General features: G+C 40.6%; 9 protein-coding genes and 4 pseudogenes. 2 read left to right on the top strand and 11 right to left on the bottom strand.

Features of this window, described 5'->3' with window-relative positions:
• Positions 1-359 (top strand): annotated as a pseudogene (locus NI466_RS11855) (transposase); the annotation flags it as partial.
• Positions 360-427: 68 nt separating this feature from the next.
• Here the strand turns inward: NI466_RS11855 and NI466_RS11850 are convergent.
• From NI466_RS11850 to NI466_RS11815, 8 genes and pseudogenes are all read right to left on the bottom strand, one after another.
• Entirely contained in the window at positions 428-3334 is a 2907-nt protein-coding gene (locus NI466_RS11850) for a hypothetical protein (RefSeq protein ID WP_253173692.1), read from the bottom strand.
• A gap of 1 nt (position 3335) precedes the next feature.
• The gene (locus NI466_RS11845; protein ID WP_253173691.1) at positions 3336-4400 is read right to left on the bottom strand and encodes an OmpA family protein; all 1065 of its coding nucleotides are present in this window, start codon (positions 4398-4400) and stop codon (positions 3336-3338) included.
• A gap of 2 nt (positions 4401-4402) precedes the next feature.
• Positions 4403-10417, bottom strand: a complete 6015-nt coding sequence (locus tag NI466_RS11840; RefSeq protein WP_253173689.1) for an SdrD B-like domain-containing protein — start codon at positions 10415-10417, stop codon at positions 4403-4405.
• A 70-nt stretch (positions 10418-10487) separates the two neighbouring features.
• Positions 10488-13340, bottom strand: a complete 2853-nt coding sequence (locus NI466_RS11835) for a DUF7619 domain-containing protein (protein ID WP_253173687.1) — start codon at positions 13338-13340, stop codon at positions 10488-10490.
• Positions 13341-13379: 39 nt separating this feature from the next.
• Positions 13380-13862, bottom strand: a complete 483-nt coding sequence (locus tag NI466_RS11830; RefSeq protein ID WP_253102135.1) for a hypothetical protein — start codon at positions 13860-13862, stop codon at positions 13380-13382.
• Positions 13863-14062: 200 nt separating this feature from the next.
• Entirely contained in the window at positions 14063-14932 is an 870-nt protein-coding gene (locus NI466_RS11825; protein ID WP_253173696.1) for an IS982 family transposase, read from the bottom strand.
• Positions 14933-15098: 166 nt separating this feature from the next.
• Positions 15099-15970: pseudogene (locus NI466_RS11820) on the bottom strand (IS5 family transposase).
• A 174-nt stretch (positions 15971-16144) separates the two neighbouring features.
• Positions 16145-16354, bottom strand: a pseudogene (locus NI466_RS11815) (MscL family protein); the annotation flags it as partial.
• Positions 16355-16356: 2 nt separating this feature from the next.
• Here NI466_RS11815 and NI466_RS11810 point away from each other — a divergent pair.
• Positions 16357-16899 (top strand): annotated as a pseudogene (locus tag NI466_RS11810) (IS66 family transposase); the annotation flags it as partial.
• A 156-nt stretch (positions 16900-17055) separates the two neighbouring features.
• On the opposite strand, the gene NI466_RS11805 reads toward NI466_RS11810, so the two are convergent.
• The 3 genes from NI466_RS11805 to NI466_RS11795 are packed head-to-tail and all read right to left on the bottom strand — an operon-like array spanning position 17056 to position 20727.
• Complete coding sequence (locus NI466_RS11805) at positions 17056-17670, bottom strand: hypothetical protein (protein WP_004646188.1); 615 nt, start codon at positions 17668-17670, stop codon at positions 17056-17058.
• A complete protein-coding gene (locus tag NI466_RS11800) occupies positions 17663-19156 on the bottom strand; it encodes an alkaline phosphatase (RefSeq protein WP_004646187.1) in 1494 nt (497 codons plus the stop codon). The genes NI466_RS11805 and NI466_RS11800 overlap by 8 nt, the downstream gene beginning before the upstream one ends.
• Positions 19153-20727 carry an alkaline phosphatase gene (locus NI466_RS11795; protein WP_004646186.1) on the bottom strand — a complete coding sequence of 525 codons (1575 nt, stop codon included), beginning with the start codon at positions 20725-20727 and terminating at the stop codon, positions 19153-19155. The genes NI466_RS11800 and NI466_RS11795 overlap by 4 nt, the downstream gene beginning before the upstream one ends.
• Between the last annotated feature and the right edge of the window lie 2 nt (positions 20728-20729).

Genomic DNA, 20729 nt, shown 5'->3' with positions numbered 1-20729 from the left:
TTTATACCGATGGAGCTTATGACACCAAGCAATGCCGTCAGGTCATTGCAGATCGGCAAGGGCATGCGGTGATTCCACCTAGAAAAAATGCGAAACCATGGAAAGATACAAAGAGTAGCTCGCTAGAACGAAATGAATTACTTCGAACAGTTAAGCGTTTAGGCAGGACACTATGGAAAAAATGGTAAGGCTATCACCGTCGCAGTTTGGTTGAAACCAAGATGCATTGCATCAAATTATTGGGAGAGAAACTCAGTGCAAAGAACTTTCAAAGCCAGGCTAATGAAATTCATGCACGCGTGGCAGTCTTAAATAAATTTACGATATTAGGCCGGCCTCATACCCAAGTTACCACTTAAATTTAAGTCGCTTAGGGAAGTTCTACTTTTTAAATCTTTGTGCAACAAAGCCTCTAATCATGACCAAATCATTGCATTTTTATACCAAAATACAGTGACTTTTGTTCTTGAGGTAAAAGTAATGGAAATATCGTTTTAACTTTAGAACCGTCGTCCTGCACCGCTTCAGCACTGCTGGTCATCGGCAGAACAGTGTCAGATTTCCATGGAATGGTATAAGCTGGATACATATCATTCACAGCGACATCAGTCAGCTTTGAATCACCTGTATTGGTGACTGTTATACGGTAAACTAGACAATCTTTATCGCCTATAGTCACATTACCTATCGAGTAGTTGGCACCTTTTACCGCAGCAACATCCATAGCTGCACAATTTGGCTGTTTAAACTGCGTTTTATGAATTTGCAGCTGGTTGGCACCTACAGTAACACTGTCTATATTAGCAAGTGGTGCCAAAATAATACTTTGGCCATTATTGTCTGGTTTAGCTTCAAGTTTGACTTGACTGCTTATGCCATTTGTTGAAGTAGCTGGCGCCTGAACTTTAATCAGTAAAGCCAGTTCAGCTTTTTCCAGCAAAGAAAAGCTTTGATTGCTGATCATGATATCTGTGCTGTCTAACACACCATTATTATTGCTGTCTTCAAATAAGGTATATAAGAAATCATCTGCACGGACAGGCGTTAATACAAATGTAATATTCTTTTCCTCAACACCGCCGTGGTTAATTAAACGGTGTGGAAAAACATAAGTGCCGCCGACATTGATCTGCGCGGTCTGGTCATTGACCAACTCAAGCAAGCGCTGCGCTAAATGATCCGAAGTAACCGCATCACGAATAACATCGCCCAAACCTGACTGCAGCGATTCTATTGCAAACCAAATATCATGATTATTTTGTGCAGAAGCTAATGCAGTTACCACCGCACACACCTCAGCTTCAGTATTTGCATCGACAGTCAGCTGTGTCACCTGTTTTGCACCGCCCAAACCGGCTTTACATTGTGCAGATGATGTGTCAAAAAACTCAATTTTAAGCTGGTCAGTATAAGGCTGAATCGTAGATTTAACCAAAGGTGAAAAAAGGGAATCAGTACGTGATTTATTGACTGCCGTGCGTGATGCATACAGTTGGTAGTCCTGCTTTAACTTCGCGCTATTTTTAATTTTTAACGGAAAGTACGCCTTGTTTTCTACAGAGGCCTGAGTCCACAAGGGCTGACCACCATTATCTATAACAAATAAACCTGTACCTGTTTTACCCGAATCATTGTTAAATAAATCGTTTACAGCTGCATACATAGTTTTAGCTTGCGCTTTATTATTTGTTAGATCCTGCTCAGATGAATCAGTTTTAACTTCTACATCATTAGTAATAAAACTTACATTTTCTGCTGTTTCTTTGTCTGTAGCACTAACTAACAAGTTCGTGAGAGTAAATTTAAAATATTGATTTTCAGGTACATCACCAATAGTAAATCCAGTTGTGCTCAACAGCTGAGTCGCCCTTATTTTTGCATCACCCGCTTTGAAGCCCGATAAAAATGCATCACAGGTGCTGTAAAGTTCAGTACCTGTTTCATCTACTACTTTACATGTCAATTCTGTATTTGCTGTAGCAGCCAAGTTAGCGCCTAAGGTATCAAAAAGTTTTGAATTCTTCGCTAGTGCTTTACTATCATTAAATAGAATCATGTCATAAGAAACCAAATCATTCGGCACAGGCGCAGTTTCCTTAATTTTTTTAGTAATACTTAAATCAACATCATCATCTTCAATTTCATAACGAAAACCATCAAAAACATCACCACCACACTCACTCAAATCCAAAACGGCAATGCTTGTCTGCGTCTTATCTAGTGCAAATGGAATGACCTTTTTGCCTTCCTTATTATTATTATTAATGACTTGTATCACCAAACCCGTGACTTTTACACCAGCAGCATAATTTAAGCTCGGATTATACTTGACCTTATATTTAAAACTTAATTTTTTCGGATCAGCAGTCACTGTTGGAATAATTTCTATAGGCGTACCGCTGCTGTTATCAAAAATTCTATAATCATTGTGGTATACAGCAGGATTGCTAACAGCTGTATTATCAATAATAAAAGCAACGTCAAAATCACCAGTGACTAAGCCAACAATATTAAAATCGACAGAATGATATGTTCCTGTCGCATTCTCTAAAACAGTATTGTTCTCTGCAGAAAATTCAATAGCAGGCCGTAATTTGACCTCAATATTATCCAACCAGTTACCCTGTGTATTTGACCCCCCTTGCCCCTGAAAACCAAATGCTTTCACTTTAGCGGTTGCTCCGCCTAGGTAGCTTGATAATTGTACAGGCGTATCATTTTTATGATTTGTCCATGTTCTGGTAGTACTTGAACCAAATGAAGTAGCTCCGGAAGAGTTTTCTAAACGATTGATATTTGTAGGGGTTAATGCTGCTGAGCCTCCGTTGTCTACAATTTCATCTGCAATAATAAAAGAAATTTTTTCAGTTACGGCATTGTTCCGGGCCATGTGCCAAAGTGACCAAGTAAAGCTGTCATCCTTAGTCACACAAATATTTTGATACAGTGTTGAAACAGTATGCGCGTTCAATTCTGCATATAAATTACCTTTTTGTGCGGCTGGACCAGCTGAACCACCTTGCCTCCAAAGTTCAATTTCACGGTGACCTAAGTTAATATTTCCCCAAAAAAAAGATGCCGTTGTTTTCCAGCCTTCAATCCATTTCTGATCAAATAAGCAATATCCACCTGACCAATTCGAACCAGATCGATTTTCACATGCACTTGTATTGGGAGTAGCACCTGGTAATAAGTTTTCAAAACTTAAATTGACAAAACTCCGCTGAATTCTTTTGCTGTCTGCTGGCAAGTTAATATCCGCATAAACCTGTGTAACTGCACCCACCAACAGTAATGAAGATGCCAAAACATGAGGTAAAAATTGCTTCATCATTTCAGTTCACCTTCACTTTTTTTTGCTCTGACTCTATTTGTAAATCTAGCCACTGCGGTTCAATTTTAATTTGACCTACTTCATTCATTTCAATCACGACACGGCGGCTTTTCGCATGTGCCATTTGCATATTGGCATCTGTTTGCAGCTCCTGCGCGCCTTTAGCTGCTGACCGAATACGGTTGGCGTCTATGCCCTGCGTCATTAAATACTGCTGTACTGCTTGTGTACGCCGCTCTGCCAGTTTTAAGTTGTATGCTTGACTTGCACGGCTATCTGTATAGCCCAACAGCTGAACATTAATCTGCGGATACTGTTTCATTACATGAATCAATTGATTCAGTACAGATTGACTGGCAACACTTAGCTCTGTTCTGTCTAAGGCAAAATGTACTACATTCTGTACTTTGACAGCTTCAGCCTGTACCTGTTCATTTTTTTGATTTAACGGCCACAGTTTTGCATTTACACCATTGCAGCCTTTACCATTCAACTCTGCCAAAGATGGTGCTGCATCTGCGTCCCAGTGCATATTAACAGCTTGAATTTTAGAAGCTTCAATCGTTTGATACAAAGACTGTTCTGCTGCACGGAAAGGTTCATTCGCATGGCGCCAGCCCAATTCGCAGTATTCTGCCGCAGCCCAAACCAGCATTACCTCTGCTTGCGCCAAGCTTTCTGGTGCCTGTTCAATAGCGCCTTGCTGCTTTAAAAACTCGGCTTGCTGCCATAAATCGCGGCGCATCACCTGAGATACACTTAAAATAGGGGTTGTTAAAGAGAGCTCTTTGCCTTCTGCTAAACTGCTGGCCAATTGCTGCGCCTGCTGCAAAGCTTCTTGGCCGGCAGGCGTCAAACTGCCTTCTGACCATTCATTCAATGCATAGCTCAGCCACATTTTAGCTTTATAAGCGTGATAACGGCCTAGTGCATCACGGCTTTCATATTGAACTAATTCTGCTTTCAAAGCATCGATGTCTTTTTGCGGATCATTGGCAGCAGATACTGCATAGACCGCAGTTTGGCTCATACATAAGCCTGCCAGTAACCATGTACGCAATTTCATGTTTATCGTCCTTGCTCTGGCTCTAAAGATAAATTGGTCTTCGCAGTTTTGCGGCCAAATAAATCCTCATCAAACTTGAATCTAAATCTTAAATACGCGCCTTCACCTGTAGAGCTTGTATTCGCAAGTTCATCGTCTTGATAGCCCAAGAAGTTATAGCCTGCCGATACCCAAAGATTGGCCGCCAACAAATAACCCAATTCCGCACCTACTAAATAACGTGTTCCGCCGCCTCGATTCGCCCATAATGCACCTGATTGCAGACTCATATCCCAGCGTTCATTCAAATCATAAATCATACGACCGCTGATCAATTGTGTTAAAGCATCACTGTTAATACCATATTCATCCAGCTCAGACCATTTAGCAGCATACTGTCCTGATAAAGTCAGTTGACGTTGCGGATGGTAGTTGGCATGTATAGAAGTGACATAAGATTCACGCTTAAATGCTGCTTCCAAATCTGTGGCATTGTCTTCGTAGTAATATTCAAACTTCGATAAAATATCCAACTGGTTTTGGTCAAAATCACGCCATGCATAGCCCAATTGGAAACGGTTACGTAAATGATCCCCCTGTTCTGCATCTTTATTATCTACAAAATTTAGGGTGTTTTTAGTTAGTACTGTTGCATCGTCCGATAATTTATATGCATAACCGATTGTATTAATAATCGTATCTGAAGTGTCTGCCCGGCGGCCTTCTAAACGTGTGGTCGCTTTCCAGATATCATTCGCTAAATATTCAAGGCCAAGGCTTAGCGCTGTTGCATCATTGCTGGTATTGTCTTCATTTTTAGACAATGACTGAATACGTTCAAAGCTGCTGCTGACATAGACACGCGGCTTAATTTGCCAGCGATTGCGTAGGCCCAATGCTGCTTCAGCTTCACGGTTGCTCATGCCGTTGCCAACACGGTATTCACTGAACGCTGAACCATCTTTCATATAATTGCTGGAAATACCAAATATCGTACTATTCGTTTCCTCCGTTGTATTCATAGAATACAAGCCATCAATCGCAGAAATTACTTCGTGACGTGCATACAATTCTGTATTTGGAAGCACCTTTACTGTGCCGCCTAATGCCAAAACCTGTTTCTCTGAGTCAGATAAATCCTGCTCATATTCTGCAAATGCAGTTGCGCCTTTCCACGGCAAATTGCCAGTAAATTTAATTCGGCCTGTTGTGCCGTTATATGGACCTAAACTTTCAGTCGCTAAAGTCGCCGCATTAACCGTTTCATCGTAATGGCGCAGGCCCAATTCAATCGCCAGCACCTTAAAGAAATTACGCTCTAAACTTGCAGATATGCCTGTACGCACACCGCTATTGCCCTGATCTTCTGTACGGATAGCCTCTACACGCGCCAAACCTACGTTGGTAATTGGAGCAGATGCTTTAATGCCGCTTTCTTTACGTCCCGCGCTAATAGTGGCAGCATCATTTTGAAAACCATCTTCGGCCTGCTGATGATAAGCGCGGACATTGGCAAAGCTTGGCGCATATTCAAACTCAATACGGCCTGCAGTGCCTTTTTGCTGATCTGAACTGCTGCTGTTGATTTGCGTGATTTGGTCAGCGTTACCATCGGTATTTTTAGACTGCGCGATTTCAGCAATTAATTTACCGTATTGACCCACTTTTAGCACAGTATTCACACTGGCAATTTGCTCTTCCTGCAATGGATCATTACTTTGCACAAAAGAGCCACCTATTTTTAAATGGCTTTTTACTGCATAACTGAAACTTAAACCGCCAACTTCATATTCCTCACCAATCTCTTCTGCTTCAACAGTGATGCGGATATAATTTGGGTTCAAATCTTTATCGACACTTGCGACTGCCTGCTTTAGATAGATGCTGTTGCTATACGTATCAATTTCATAATCTGAAAACCGCGTTAAAGTTTGTTTAGCAATAATTAATCCCGGATTATTGCGGTCACGAGTGATTACTTCAACTTTTTCACTATTTTCTAAAATCAAATCATTTGAAATAGAACCTAGGCTATACGGGCCAGTAATACCCATCGCACGGTTTTCAGTGACCACTTGCCGTGATTTAGTTTGCGCGCCAAACGCTGCTGCCTGAAGCTTATCTCCATCATGACCCAGTTTTACACCCGTTAATGAACGGTTATATTGACCTAATGCCAAGCCTTCGTCTTTTTCTGTACGCGTTACATAGTCACCGTACATAGCATATGAACGACCTTTGTCTAGACGAACATACAATTTGCTCGTTGATTGCGCTTCAAAACCTTTGGCGGCAGCATCGCCATAAACTGGGTAATATTCATCTGGCTGAATATCACGAAATAAACGCTGTTTCGAACTCTTATTCGAATCATAAGCAAGCGTCAGCAGATAATCGCCTTTAACCTTCCCTTTAATAAACATTGCTGTACGGCCAGTTAAAGATGTATCACCCCAATCAGCAATCTCATTTAATTCATCTTCAAAGCCATCATTTTGATTTACGCTATGCAGCTTGCCACTATCAAAATTATTGAAGTTAATTGAACCTTCAACTAAACCAACGGCAATGAGCGGACGCAAATCAGCTTGGAATTGAATATCAATTTCCTGCTTCAGCAAACCGCTGCTGACACGCAGCTTGCCGCGTCCCGGGATGCTTGGTGAAATGATTGGCACAATCATTTCACCACCGTCAATAAAGGTCTGAATACCTGGCTCATTCGGATTCATATCCTGCAAGTCAATCAAGCCTAAGTCACTTTCCAGTGTCAGCTGAGTACGTGTTGCAACCTTGACACCTTGTTTATCTTGCAGCTGCACTGCTATTTGTAGTACATCACGGCCATTCGCCATCACTAGCTGATTCGGCTGATTTATTTTTAGCTGATGAACTCCACCCGGCACAATCACAGTGATACTCTGGCTTTCACGTACGGTGCCAAACAAATCTAGCTGCTGTACTTGTAGAGTATTTTTTCCAGTCTGCAGTTCAACACCAACATATTCTACGCCCTGCTTGCGCTGATCTTCCAAGATTGCTAGTTTACCGCGCTGCTTTTCATGCACCTCAGCACCATTCACCAAGATTTTAAGCTGAGTGCCCGCAGCACCTTGAATTTGCACCGAAGTCTGAGCAAAAGGCAGCACTTGCCCTTCTTTTAAATTTAATATTTCTAATTGATTGTTGTCACTGCGTTTTAAATAATCCTCCAAGTTCACTAAAACAGGAGGTTTGACTGGATCAATGACCAGCTGTGTCTGTTTGCTGCCCTGAACAGCATCTTTATTCAGCAGACAATTCTGATCATTGTCATTGGCTAAGCAGCCTTGTGTATTTTCATTACGCGTACTGCTGTCTAAATAAGACGGCACATCAATCGACAGCTGTTTATTAATCGCTTTTTCAAGATTCAAATTACTTGAATTAATTTTATCTTGACGCTGTTTCACGGCCTCATTCAATGGCGTAGAACAAGTACCCGCCTGATCTGCCATCGCAAAATCTGCACGGTGCAACTCGCCGCGCTTAACATCAACAAAGCGGCTCGATGGGTCACCAGCATTACGGTTCGATTGCGTAATTAATTCTACGCCTGCCGGCAGTGTCGTGCGGTCTAATTTGAGGACATGCGTTTTCGGTGAAATACCGTAGAAGTCATATTTGCCTTCTCGGTCTGTGATGATATAGCTACCATCTTCCATGTATAGACGTACACCTGGTACACCTAATTCACCTTTATCCTGCATACCATTGCGGTTACAGTCGGTATAAACCTTACCCACCACAAAGGCATCTGAACTGAATACTCCAGGCCGCACTTTCACTTTTGCCTGCGCTTCATTTGAGCTTAGACCTGAACGGTCGACTACACGAGCACGGTTAATACCGTCTCCATTCAGCGCATTTGGCCCAACCAAAACACGGTATTCAATTTTCGCTGTAGCATTCACAGCAAGATCGCCTAAGCCTAGAGTCAAATATGGCCCTTTTCCGCCTTCTGGATCTGGTGCAGGTTTGCCGTTAACCCGCATTGTGCTTGGCACATAGCTAAAACCGCGCGGTAAAGTATCTTGCAGTTTAATATCACGCGCCAGCACGTCGCCATTATTCGTAACTGAAATACTATAATTAGTAAAATCACCCAATTCGACTACCGTATCACGTGCAGTTTTTTTCACCATAAGACCAGATTCGCTCAGCATCGGGTCAATTGGTATATCGATATTGGGTACAGGGCTATTGGATGCAAAAGTAAACATGCCGCCATAAGAGTAGTCAGAATGCACTGCCAGCCCATTAAATGATGTGATCGGGTATACCAGCTGATCACTGACAAAACTGTAGCCTTTGTCTGGAATCGTTGAGGTATCTACCAAAAGTTTGTAATTTCCTGGAACTACCAGCGGATAAACAAACTCACCTGTTGCTGAAGTTACCTGCTTTGCAGGCATAGAAATGAGCGCACCAGTATTACGGTCTATAGTAAACGCAACATTTGCACCAATCGGCTGGTCGTATTCATCGACTAAGGTTACTGTAGCGCCAGCCACAGGTTTTTGTGTTTTTGAATCAAAAACAATACCGTATGGATCAATTAGAACCTGAGTCGACACCTCATTGATTGGTGTCGTAACCTTACCTTGTTCATCTAAGCATTCAACTAAACTAATGTTGACTTCATCACGCTTCAAGGTTTGCAGCTTGAGATCAGCTAAGTTTTTAACTGTATTTTCTTCTGTTTCCAACTCAAAATAGAACAGTCCAGAATTTTCATCACTTTCAACAGCAGAAACCACAACAATATCACCAGTCAATTTTGACTGGATCTGAATACGAACTTGTTCTTTGCCAAAACGGTTTGCATTACAAATTGCAGCATTGGTTTTTAAATAAATCGGCTCATTGACTTTGCCTGTGTAAATGCTGGATGCATAGTCACCCGTGGTGCTGTCAATAGTCGGTTTACCGACAATATCTGTTTTAACCTTATCCGACAGGGTCTTTTTATCCGTTTGTCCAGTACGGTGTAAAACATAAGCTTCATTCACCAAAGTGGTATAGCTGACTGAAGCTGATGTTTTTACTGCAAGCTGAATCGTGCTTTTTTTCCCTGCAGCAAAAGGCTTTTTATAGGCCATGACAGCATGGCCTATTTTTGTTTTATCATTAGGAAATTGAGTCAAATACTGGCCTTCCGCAGTGCGGTATAAAGCCACTGCGTCTGGGTCATTATCTGCAGTCTGAATATCTTCAAAAATAGTATTCGGCGGCAACGGGTCTTCAACAATGACCCATGACTCTTTTTGACCATCTACGGTAATTTCCGCAGGTGTAACCTGCAGTGAAGCAGAGTTCGTCACTGTCAGGGTATAATTTAAACGATGTTCTCGGTTATTTGCAGTAATTAAGGTTTGATCAACCGCTTTTTCTATTCTTAGTTTCGGCGTAAAAACTTGTACAGGGTCTTTTACTGTTTTCTTCTGTATAGGCTCTTCACGGATTTGTGCGCTAAGCGGTAGCTCTAACTTTGCCTGATCTGGAGCTAGCAAAGACGTATCAGCCGCAACCCACAGGTAAACAGTCTGATTAGGCGCCAGCTGCAACCCGTCAGTGATTAAAGTATCAGAAATATCAAACACGCCATCTTGATTGGCGTCTAAATAAATTTTTATATTAGATAAATGATTAATAGATGCAGTTTTAAAATCAAACCATGCATCAGTATTACTTGTATTCGTTACTTGGTTCAGCCAAATTACTTTCGAACCGGCTTCAACTTGTTTCATTTGGTCAGGAAATAGCTCTAAACCATAAAATTTTGCAACTTCAACATTAACGGCATTGGATTGGGTAGTCCGCAGCACTTGGCCGCCCTGCAAATCACTCACCTCATAGCTTGCGTAAGCAATATTCTGAATGATTTGACCTGCTGTCGGCATTGCAGCATGACCCTGTTGAGCAAAAAGCAAAGCAGATGCAAAAGCAGATGCTGAAAGTGCATCTATCTTTATGTTCATCACTTTTTTATTTGACATAACCCCAACCCAACAAAAAAAAATAATTTAAATGCCCCTTCCTAAAAAGAGGCAGCACAAAAATAAAGGATTATTGAGAATCAACTTGGACCGCAAATTTTAATTCAGCTGTAGCTGCTGGTGTTAATGTACCAACAGCGTACTTCAACTCTTTCGTACCAGTAGCCGGTGCAGCAGCAGCAGGATCAGCTGAGCCAGTGAGATAAGCGGTATAGCTTGGCACCATATCAGTAATCACCACATTTTCTGCATCAGCATTACCGTCATTGCTTGCTACGATTTTGTAGTAAACACAATCACCTGGTTTTGCATCTAGTTTAGTTTCAGCATACGCTGTTGGAACACTCTCACATTTCGCAGAAAGTGCTTGTGTTTTCACTAAACGCACTTGGCCTAAGTTGATCACCGTACGGTCTGTAATACTTACATTAGAAGGTGTTGGAGCAGCCTTATAGTTTGGATAGATTGTTTCATCATTAAATGCAGGATTCTTCAAAGATGCTGCAGGTTTAAACGTTACAACTGTCGTATCCGATTCGCCGGCTGAAGCTGTTGCAGGCGCTTCAACTTTGACAAGAATAGAGACTGATTCTTTTGGAGATAAACCAGCTGCCGTATTCGTGGTATTGATGGTTGCCAATATAGCAGCTAATGATGCTGTACGATCAGCTTCCGTCGCACCTGTAATCAACTCGTTAGCTGATTGCTTTCCATCACCATCAATATCAACATAAACAGAAGTATTTACACCTGAAAGTGTCGAAGTCCAGTCAATGTTTAGCGGATAAGGTCCTGCACCTTCCAATACGTTGCCGGTGTTGGTTAAGGTATGGCTGTATACAATTGTGCCGCCTGGTGCGACCTGACCTTGACGGTCTGGGGTAAAGGTCAGCTGGCGCTGTTCTTCCACACCTACATTAAAGGTAATGTTATCGCTGGTTCCCGTAGCTGGCGACTTAATTTCAACTTTAATATCTTCCTTTGTACCAGCAAGTGTATCTGCTGGTGGCGTAACCACTAAACAGAAACTTTTTGACTCACTTGGTTTAATATTGCCAGAGTTCGCCACTTTTGCTGTTGTACAGTTGCCAGAACTATCTTTTTCAAAAATTTCTACCGTCCAGCCCGCAGGTACATCAGGCACACTAATGATATAGTTGTCCGGAATATTGCCTTCATTTTTGATGGTGATATCGAAGGTTGTCGGTGTGGCTGGCGGTGTTGTTGCATTATCTACTGGAGTAGGAGTGCCCGCACCTGTACCTTTTTCGCCGCCTGTTGTCGGCTTATTGACCAAGTCAACTTTATTCTCTGTCAGTTCAGAAATTATTAGTTCTAAGGTGTCCTTTTGCGCATTTTTGACCGAAGTGCTAACCATAGTAATACCCACACCAGGTGCTACTACTTTTTCCCCATTTGGCAAAGTCACGCGAACAACAAATTGTAATTTATCCCCAGCCGCAATCGGACCTGTATCGACAATACCGTCACCATTGGTATCGGTTGCAGGTGTATTGCCATCTGCTTTTAAAATTTCAACAATAGCGCCATCTGGTAGTTTGCCAAATCCACTGATCACTGTTTTGTCTACAGTTAAATTATAAGTATCCGTCGAATTGCCGCGGTTATGCACAACAACCATATCACCTTCGGTGCTAGATTTACCAAATACAACCGGTACGCCTTGCTGACCAGCAATTGTGATTTTGTCATCACCAACTGCACCTGATACAGTTATTGAGCCACCATCCTTAAAGCTATCTAATTTAGAATCGTTAATTGAACCGTCATAAGTACCTTCAACAACTACAATTGATGGGTTCGATGGTACTGTCGTCGGGTTATTTGGATCTGTCGGAATCGGCGGCGTATTCGGATCTGTTGGTACATCCGTCATATCTACAGGAACTTTCGGGCTGTTCGGATCTGATGGATTTTGAGGTTTACCGTCAGGATCAACATACGCGGTATTTTTAATATCGCCCGCATTGGTCGTATCAAGTACTTTCACCTTAAAGGTTAGTTTGCCTGAAGTATTCGGTGCTACGCTTGCAATGTTATATAAAAATGCATGTTTGGTTGAATCATATTCAAACTTGTCTGCATCTGCCTTATCGTCAGTTAGCGGTGTTGTACCGCCATTAAGACGCGCTGAATCTTTAAGGTATTCAACTGTTTTCGGCAATACGTCAAAAATTGCAACATTTGTGGCCGTAGTATTACCAGTATTTTTAAAAGTTAATGTATATTCAATTTCCTTGCCAACTTGCGTCACGCTAACATTAGCCGCTTTGGTAATTTGCAGTACAGCACCTGTAGTAATTCTTGTAGTATCAGTATTTGATTTCACAGCCACGGTATAAAGTGACGCAGTTTGCGCTGTTGCAGTAATTTCTAATTTATCCAGCTGACCTTGCATTGCCGTACTTGGTGTAGTTGCAACCACCACTAAGCCTACAGACTCGCCAGCTGCCAGCTCAATCAGATCAGTGCCAGTTAATGCAACGTTGCTGTCCGCCATACCGTCTTTATTGCGGTCAATATAAATCGCATACTTGCCGCCACTGCTGAAATCAAATGTCGTATTAGAGTCATCAATATCTTTAAGTCCAATACTGAATTTATCAGTACCATTACCCGTGTTTGTTAAGATATGTGAGAACGTGACCTGACCATTTGGGGTGGTTTGTGCACTGCGGTCAGCTTCTAAAGTAAAGCTGCCAATTTGCGCCACTAATGTTTTCACTTCATTCGAAGTCACTACACGTTCTGTGCCGGTATTATCTGTATACGTTGCTGTTGCAACGTTACTAATATTTGTACCCGCCAATGGAACTGCAGCCATAGTCTGACTACTGAATGACACCCCGCCAGCAACTGCTAAAGCAGCAGCGACTGTGCTTAACTTAAAAATATTTTTCATAAAAAAGTCCAACGATAAAGTCTGATTAAGACCAAAAAATTATTCTGAAGCGTTCACTTTAACTTGAGCAGAAACCGTAATTTTTTGCTTCGGTTTCAACTCGCTTACACTCCATTGCAATACACGGTATTCACGCAGCGGAACATTCACTTTTTTGCCATTTTCCATACGCGTTAGCGGTGCTTTGGCAAATGTTTTTCCATCTAAAGAGGCATATGTATCTTTGGGCATGCTTAGCCCTGTATAAGTTACATACTCAGGAAGAGGTAAATTCAATTTCAAATTTTTCAGAGAATTCGCTGACGTATTTATATAGTTAACTCGATATTCCAAAGTGCTATTTGGCTTAACTTGATCGGTTGCTTTTAACTCTTTAGACGGTTTTTTATTTTCTTCAACCTGAAACACTTTCATTTGTGCTTCTAATAATGGATTACTGTTGGCATTAACTGCGCTTGATGCTCCACCCACGAAAGAAGTTAGAAAAACTAGATAAAACCCTTTTTTCATTTGCATAGACATAAAATATAGTTTGATTAATTACAATATCTATATGTTACAACAAAAAAATTATAATCAGATATTAGTTATAAGTTTTTTGAATATATTTTACAGTTTTTTTTGTAAACGACACGCCAATCTCAACTTTTAATTAACCCGAATTACAGATAAGAAAATCGATTGAAAAAAAGATGGTTAGAGCTATTTAACCCGAATCCTGTTTAAGCTAATGATTTCATAATTTGAATTTTTGGCTTATTTCGATGGGTTAATTGATATGCACATAGTGAGGCGTAAATTCCACTCAGAAATCCATGAAGACTACGTGCTTTACTCGTCACTAAATTGTATTGCCCTTTCAATAAGCTGAATAATGTTTCTATTTTATTGCGTTGTCTTAGGTGATATTCATCTGATGTACAGAGTTGAATAGCCTGCATATTCTTCCGATGATAAGTAATCAAATCAATACCTTGATCTTTCAATCTAATTTTTAATTCTTGGCTGATGTAACCTCGATCCCCGTAAAGTTTTGCTTCTATACCAGCAACCAATTGCTCAACCATTTTTATGTCAGCAACATGTCCATTCGATAAAGCAGAACAGGCAATTTCACCAAATTGACTCATCGCAATATGTAATTTACAGCCATAAAACCAGCCCATTGAGCTTCTACCACGTGATGCAATTTGGACTAATGATTTATGACGCTGAATACGTTGATTTTTACAAACTGGCAGAGTTGTTGAATCAATCCATAAATATTGTGTACCTTGGCCTTTCATCAGTGCCACATGTAAAGCGTGTAGAGCTAATTCATGCATATTGATCAGATGAATCATCCTTTGATAGCAAGGTAAGTACTTAAATAAATGGCTTTTATCTTCTTTTAACCAGGTGAAAAAGGCTTTGAAATTATTGAAATGAGAGCATTTGTACCAAATGGTAATAAAGCAGATTTCTGAAATTGTGAGTTGAGCAGTTCTGATTCTTAAGGAACCACGGTTTTGTTTGAGAAACTCCCAATAAGTTGATTCAAATTTAAGAAAAAAATCATCAATTACGCAGAATAATTCGGTACTATTGAACATCAGGACTAGAGGTGTGAGTTTGGTGTGGTAACTCAACTGATAGCTCTAGTCCTCTTATTTTTCAAGTCAATTTCTTATCCGCGATTCGGGTTATTTAGAAACTTACTACACAAAGGCTTTGTTGCATAAACATTCAAAAGCTGAATCCCCCTTAAGCCATTCAAATTTAAGTGACAACTTGGGTATGAGGCCGGCCTAATTCCGTAAACTTATTGAGCACTGCTACGCGTGCATGAATTTCATTAACCTGGCTTTGAAAGTTCTTTGCACTGAGTTTCTCTCCCAATAATTTGAGGTAATGCATCTTGGTTTTGACTAAACTTCGGCAATGATGGCCTAACCATTTTTTCCATAGAGCCCTGCCTAAACATTTAACGGTTCGAAGTAATTCATTTCGCTCTAGCGAGCTAATCTTTGTATCTTTCCATGGTTTCGCATTTTTTCTGGGAGGAATTACTGCATGAGCTTGGTCGATCTGCAATGACTTGACGGCATTTTTTGTGTAATAAGCTCAATCGGTATAGACGGAGCCAATCTGTTCTTCTTGTGGAATCTGATCAAGTAAATCACTTACATTTTTGGTTGTGAGCTGAATAGCACGTATTTGAAGGGTTTTAGCATCGATACCAATATGTAATTTACGCCATTGGCGACGATATTCAAGCTGATGTTTTTTACGCTTCCATTCACCTTCACCTAAAAATTTTAAACCCTTTAAACCCGTAGAGTCGACGAGTAAGTGTAACCCATCACGACTTTTCTGATAGCTTATCGCAATATCAATATGCTTTTGTCGTCTACAGAGGGTGGAGTACGAATATCACTGATATTCGGGGCTGCTCAGCCACAAAGATGAATAAGACTTTGAACAAAGCCATTAACCATATGTAAAGACAGATGGAATAGAGATTTGATCATTAAACAGCATTCAATCGCTGTATCGGAATGAGTTTGATTGCGACCATGTTTACCTTGTGGCTGCGCATACCATTGTGTTTCCGGATCAAACCAAATTGTTAATTTACCACGATTGATCAAAGCGCGATTGTAGGATGATCAATTGGTTGTACGATAAATTTTAGGTGTGGGCTTATTCATTTGAGCATTATATTGCTGAATAAGCCGTCATGAATAGGTTTGTGTAACAAAGCCACTTAATAGAACAGTAGAAATCAAAAAACGACCCTTTGTGGGTTGTTTTTTACTTAATAATTAGATTGATGAACGTTTTTTCAATTCATCACGAATTTCACGAAGCAGTTCAATATCAGCTGGCGTTGTTACTGTTTCCTCTACTGCACCTTCTTGTTTCCGTAAACGATTCATAACTTTAACCAACAAAAAAACCACCCAAGCGAGGATGAGAAAGTTTAAGAAAATAGTTAAAAAGTTACCATATGTCAAAACATTCACCCCAGCTTTGACGTAAATTTCATGAGTTGCATGTGACCGGGAAAAGTCAGATTGCAGAACAGGCTTTGTTCTTGATTCAGAAGCTGTATGCGATAGAGGCTGAAATAAGAAAAAATACCGACGGTACAGCAGAACAACGCTATAAGTACCGGCAACAGTATAGTCAAGCTGTTATGCAGCAACTCTATGAATGGCTGACACAACATCAACTTGCAGTACCCTCAAGCTCTGCAACTGCTAAAGCTATTAATTACAGCCTAAAACGTTGGGAAGCCTTAAGCCGTTATCTAGATGATGGCAATCTACCTATTTGCAATAATTGGGTCGAGAATCAAATGCGGCCTTGGGCTTTGGGGCGTAAGAACTGGTTATTTGCAGGTTCGCTGCGCAGTGGTCAGCGAGCGGCAAATATCATGACTTTAATCCAGTCAGCAAAATTGAATGGGCTGGATCCGTATGCCTATTTAAGTGATGTTCTGAAAAGGCTGCCGACACATAAAGTGACCCAGATTGAAGAATTATTGCCACACCGCTGGAAATCCGACCAAAATTAAAAAATAGGCATGGGATTCAGCGGACGCTTACCAGTGAAATCAGCTTATTAAAAAAATTAAAGGTATAGGTTTTCCCCAAGTTACCCGAACATCTATCCAAAAAAAATTCTGCAGATTTTTTTGAACATATAGAAATATATATACTTTCTGAACAGATCAATCACTAAAGTCATCATACTGTTTTAAATTAAGTTTATACAATTTATCCCAATCCATTTCTTGAGTTGGTAAAGGCTTTACTTGAAACGAGTTATAGCCTTTATGATGGGTAGCTTTATAGTTTTTAACAATATCGCGTTGGCTATTATAGTCCAAATGAATGTGCCCATTTTTTATGTTGTTCTTCGGTGTCGTAGAGTGAGGTAAAAGAGATGAGTAACACTCCCAACAATTACTAAAGCCCAAAATTTCCTGATTAATCTCATTAAGATGGATACGTTGATTTTCATCAAAGTCAACTAATTGAATGGTCAAGCGCTTGGTTTCAGGCTCCCTAGCTATCCAGATAGACATATTTGAAATATCAAAATGTTGATGCTTGCCTATATCAATATAAGAGTCACTAGGCAATCTGTTTAAACGTTTGATAAGAATGTTGCCCTGATCACGAATCATCAGATTTGAATATCGTTCAATTCGTGTAATGCCGTCATGACCTTGCTGTAGGTGTTCATAATCAATTTGAAAATGTTCAGCAGCGCGCGCGAAAGGTTTGGGAATGCATAGAATAATCAATACTAAACCGAATACGAACTGGCATTTATTATTCATGGTCAGTAAACCCTACCGCCTTGATTATTTGTTGAAAGACCCAGATATTATCTTGAGTGCCTTTGAATAAATGAGCATTTTTCCCTTCAGCAAATAACATTACATCTCCACCACCATGTGTTTCAGAACGGTCGAGTTGTACCCCAACAGCTTGTTGGTAATTATCATCAAATACCTGAGATTCAGTTACACTTTGCTGAATATTTTCTCTCTGCCTCTTACCATTACCAAAAACTAAGACGGTGTTGGTATTACCATTTACATCAAGTGAGGGAGCATGTAGTTTGCCATCTGCCATTTTTTTAGCTAAAGCATCTGGTTGTGTTGTTATTTGATAGTGATAATTTAAACCTAAAATACCTGGCTGATTTGGCGTAGTCTTTCCTGTTAGCGCATTGTAACCATTAAAAGTCATGACATGATCATGATCTGCAGTGACCACGATTAAGGTATTGCTAAGATCTACCTGCTGTATAGCTGCATGAATGGCATCATCAAAAGCTTTAGTTTCATGTAATGCGCGTTTGGCATTATTGGCATGTAAAGCATGATCAATACGTCCCGATTCCACCATTAAAAACCATCCACGTCCCTTAGACTGTGCTTCAAGCATTTGAATAGATTTTAAAGTCATTTCTGACAAACTAGGTTGTTCCACAATATTTTTATTGATTCGATCTAGGTCATAATGCAGATGAGACGTCGCTGAGAATAGCCCCAGAATTTTTTGATTCGGATTAGCGTGCTGAAGGGCGGATGCTGTTTCTACATATTGATACTTTTGAGTTTGCATTTCCTGAATTAAATGTCGTTGATCAGCACGGCCCTGTGGATTGTTGATAGCATGGTAAGGTGTCCAATGGTTACGACCACCCCCCATGAGTACATGAATCCCCTCTTTAAGTTTTGGGTTATACCCCAATCCATTTGGTACTGCCTGTACTGCAATATCAAACTTTGCATCACGATGACAAATATGAGCATAGGTTGCCGCAGGCGTTGCATGGGTTAACTCTGCAGTGGTCACCACACCAACCGCTTTACCTCGTTGTATTGCTAACTCTAAAAGAGATGGAACTGTTTGTTCAGGTATTCGAGGTTGGCATAAATTAATGGCGTTATGAATACTCTGACCATTCGCAAGTTTTAAATCTTTGGGTTCTTTTGCGAGAGTGCCTGTAGGCATGGAAATCACATCATTTTTGTTTTTTAAGCCCGTCATATAGGCACCCATAGATGGAGCACTATCTGTAGTTTGTGCATCTTCAGAATAAGTTTTAATGCGAGCACTATGTTTTAGGCGATCTATTGTAAGCTTACCAGCCTCACCAACTGCGTAAATCCGACTTGCGGTTACTGTCGTAGGTCCCATCCCATCGCCAAGAAAAAAGATAATATTTTTTGCAGGAGTATTAGATGGTGGATCAGCCATTACAGATGTACAGCCACATAATGAAATCAACAACATACTGAATTTAGATTTCATTTCTCAAATCCCATAATCTGATTAAGTCGATAAAAGACGTCAATATTTTCCAAACTACCTGAAAATTGATCTGAACCTTGACCTATTGCCCCTAGAAAAACATCTGTGCCACCATGGGTCTCAGAATCCTTAAAACCAGTTTGGATAACGGCCTCCTGCTGAAAATCATCTGCAGCTGCACCTGTACACCATCCCTGATAGGAGGGTGTATAACTAAATGTATAGGATGAGGTATTCATCACAGGACGACATTCATCATCATCACGTAATTGAGTTACCGAATCATCATTTCGATTTAGAGTTGGACGCTTTTTCCCATTGCCAAAACTAATGACTGGATAGGGATTACCATTAATGTCTCGTGTTAATCCATTTTGGTTTTTTACAAGTCCGAGTACACTAGTTTGCTGTCCTGGCAGATAAGGGCCAGTACGCTCTACATAGCCATTCAACATGAGCGTGTGATCATGGTCGGCAGTGATGATAATTAAACTATTTTCGAGCAGAGGATCTTTAATTTTCAGAAAATCAATGGTTGCCTGTAGTGTGTCATCTAGCGCAATCACATCCTGAAGTGCTCGTTTTGCATTGGTATCATGCAATGCATGGTCAATCCTCCCTCCTTCAACCATCAGAAAAAAACCCTTGGTATTAGATGAAAGCTTCTGTAAAGCTATTAAGGTCATTTCCTTCAGGCTAGGTTCATTTATCTGTTTGTTCTGACGGTCTAGATCGTAATTTAAGTGGGAGTCATTGAAGAGGCCTATGATTTTGCGCTGATCTGCAGGATCTAAACTGTTCAGTTGACTACGATTTTCAACAACTTGATAGCCCTGTTTTTTAAGTTCTTTTAAGAAATTACGACCATCTTGGCGTTTCCCTCCAGACTCTGTTGGCAGGAAGTGGCGTTTCCCTCCCCCAAGAATGACATCAATTCCATTTTTTAAACGCGTGTTGTAATTGCTATATCGATCTGCTTTTATCTTACTCGGTACCAATTGTGCAGCGATTTCATTTTCTGCATCACGGTGACAGATATGAGCATAAGTCGATGCAGGGGTTGCATGCGTCACTCGAGTTGTGGTCACAATTCCTGTTGCGTATTGGGCGGAAATTGCCTTTTCAAGCAAGGTTTCACTAAAAGCTTTGTTACGGTTTACTGGATCTGTATCACATTGCTGCTGTCCATTTTTTAGTTCAACGGCATTAGTTCCTGTTTGCATTGAAATGACTTCATTTTTCATTTTTACGCCGGTCATATAGGCTCCCATAGAGGGGGCACTATCAGTGACTTGAGCATTTTCTGAAAATGTTCGGACAAATGCTGTTTCTGGCAATTGATCAATGCTTAAACTTCCTGATTCACCGACCTTATAAATTCTTGCTGCAGTCAATGTCGTGATGCCCATTCCATCACCAATAAAGAACACTACTTGTTTAGGAGCTTTCACAGACATTTGACGACTAGAAACCTGTGTATCAGGAATGCCTTGGCAACCTATAAGCATACTGGTGCAGAATGAAACTCCTAGAAGTTTAAACGAGGACAGGTAATGCAAGGAGGTGAGCATAT

Source organism: Acinetobacter lwoffii (genome assembly GCF_024129595.1).
GTDB classification, from domain to species: Bacteria; Pseudomonadota; Gammaproteobacteria; order Pseudomonadales; family Moraxellaceae; genus Acinetobacter; species Acinetobacter lwoffii_O.
This window is presented reverse-complemented; position numbering and strand designations above follow the sequence as displayed.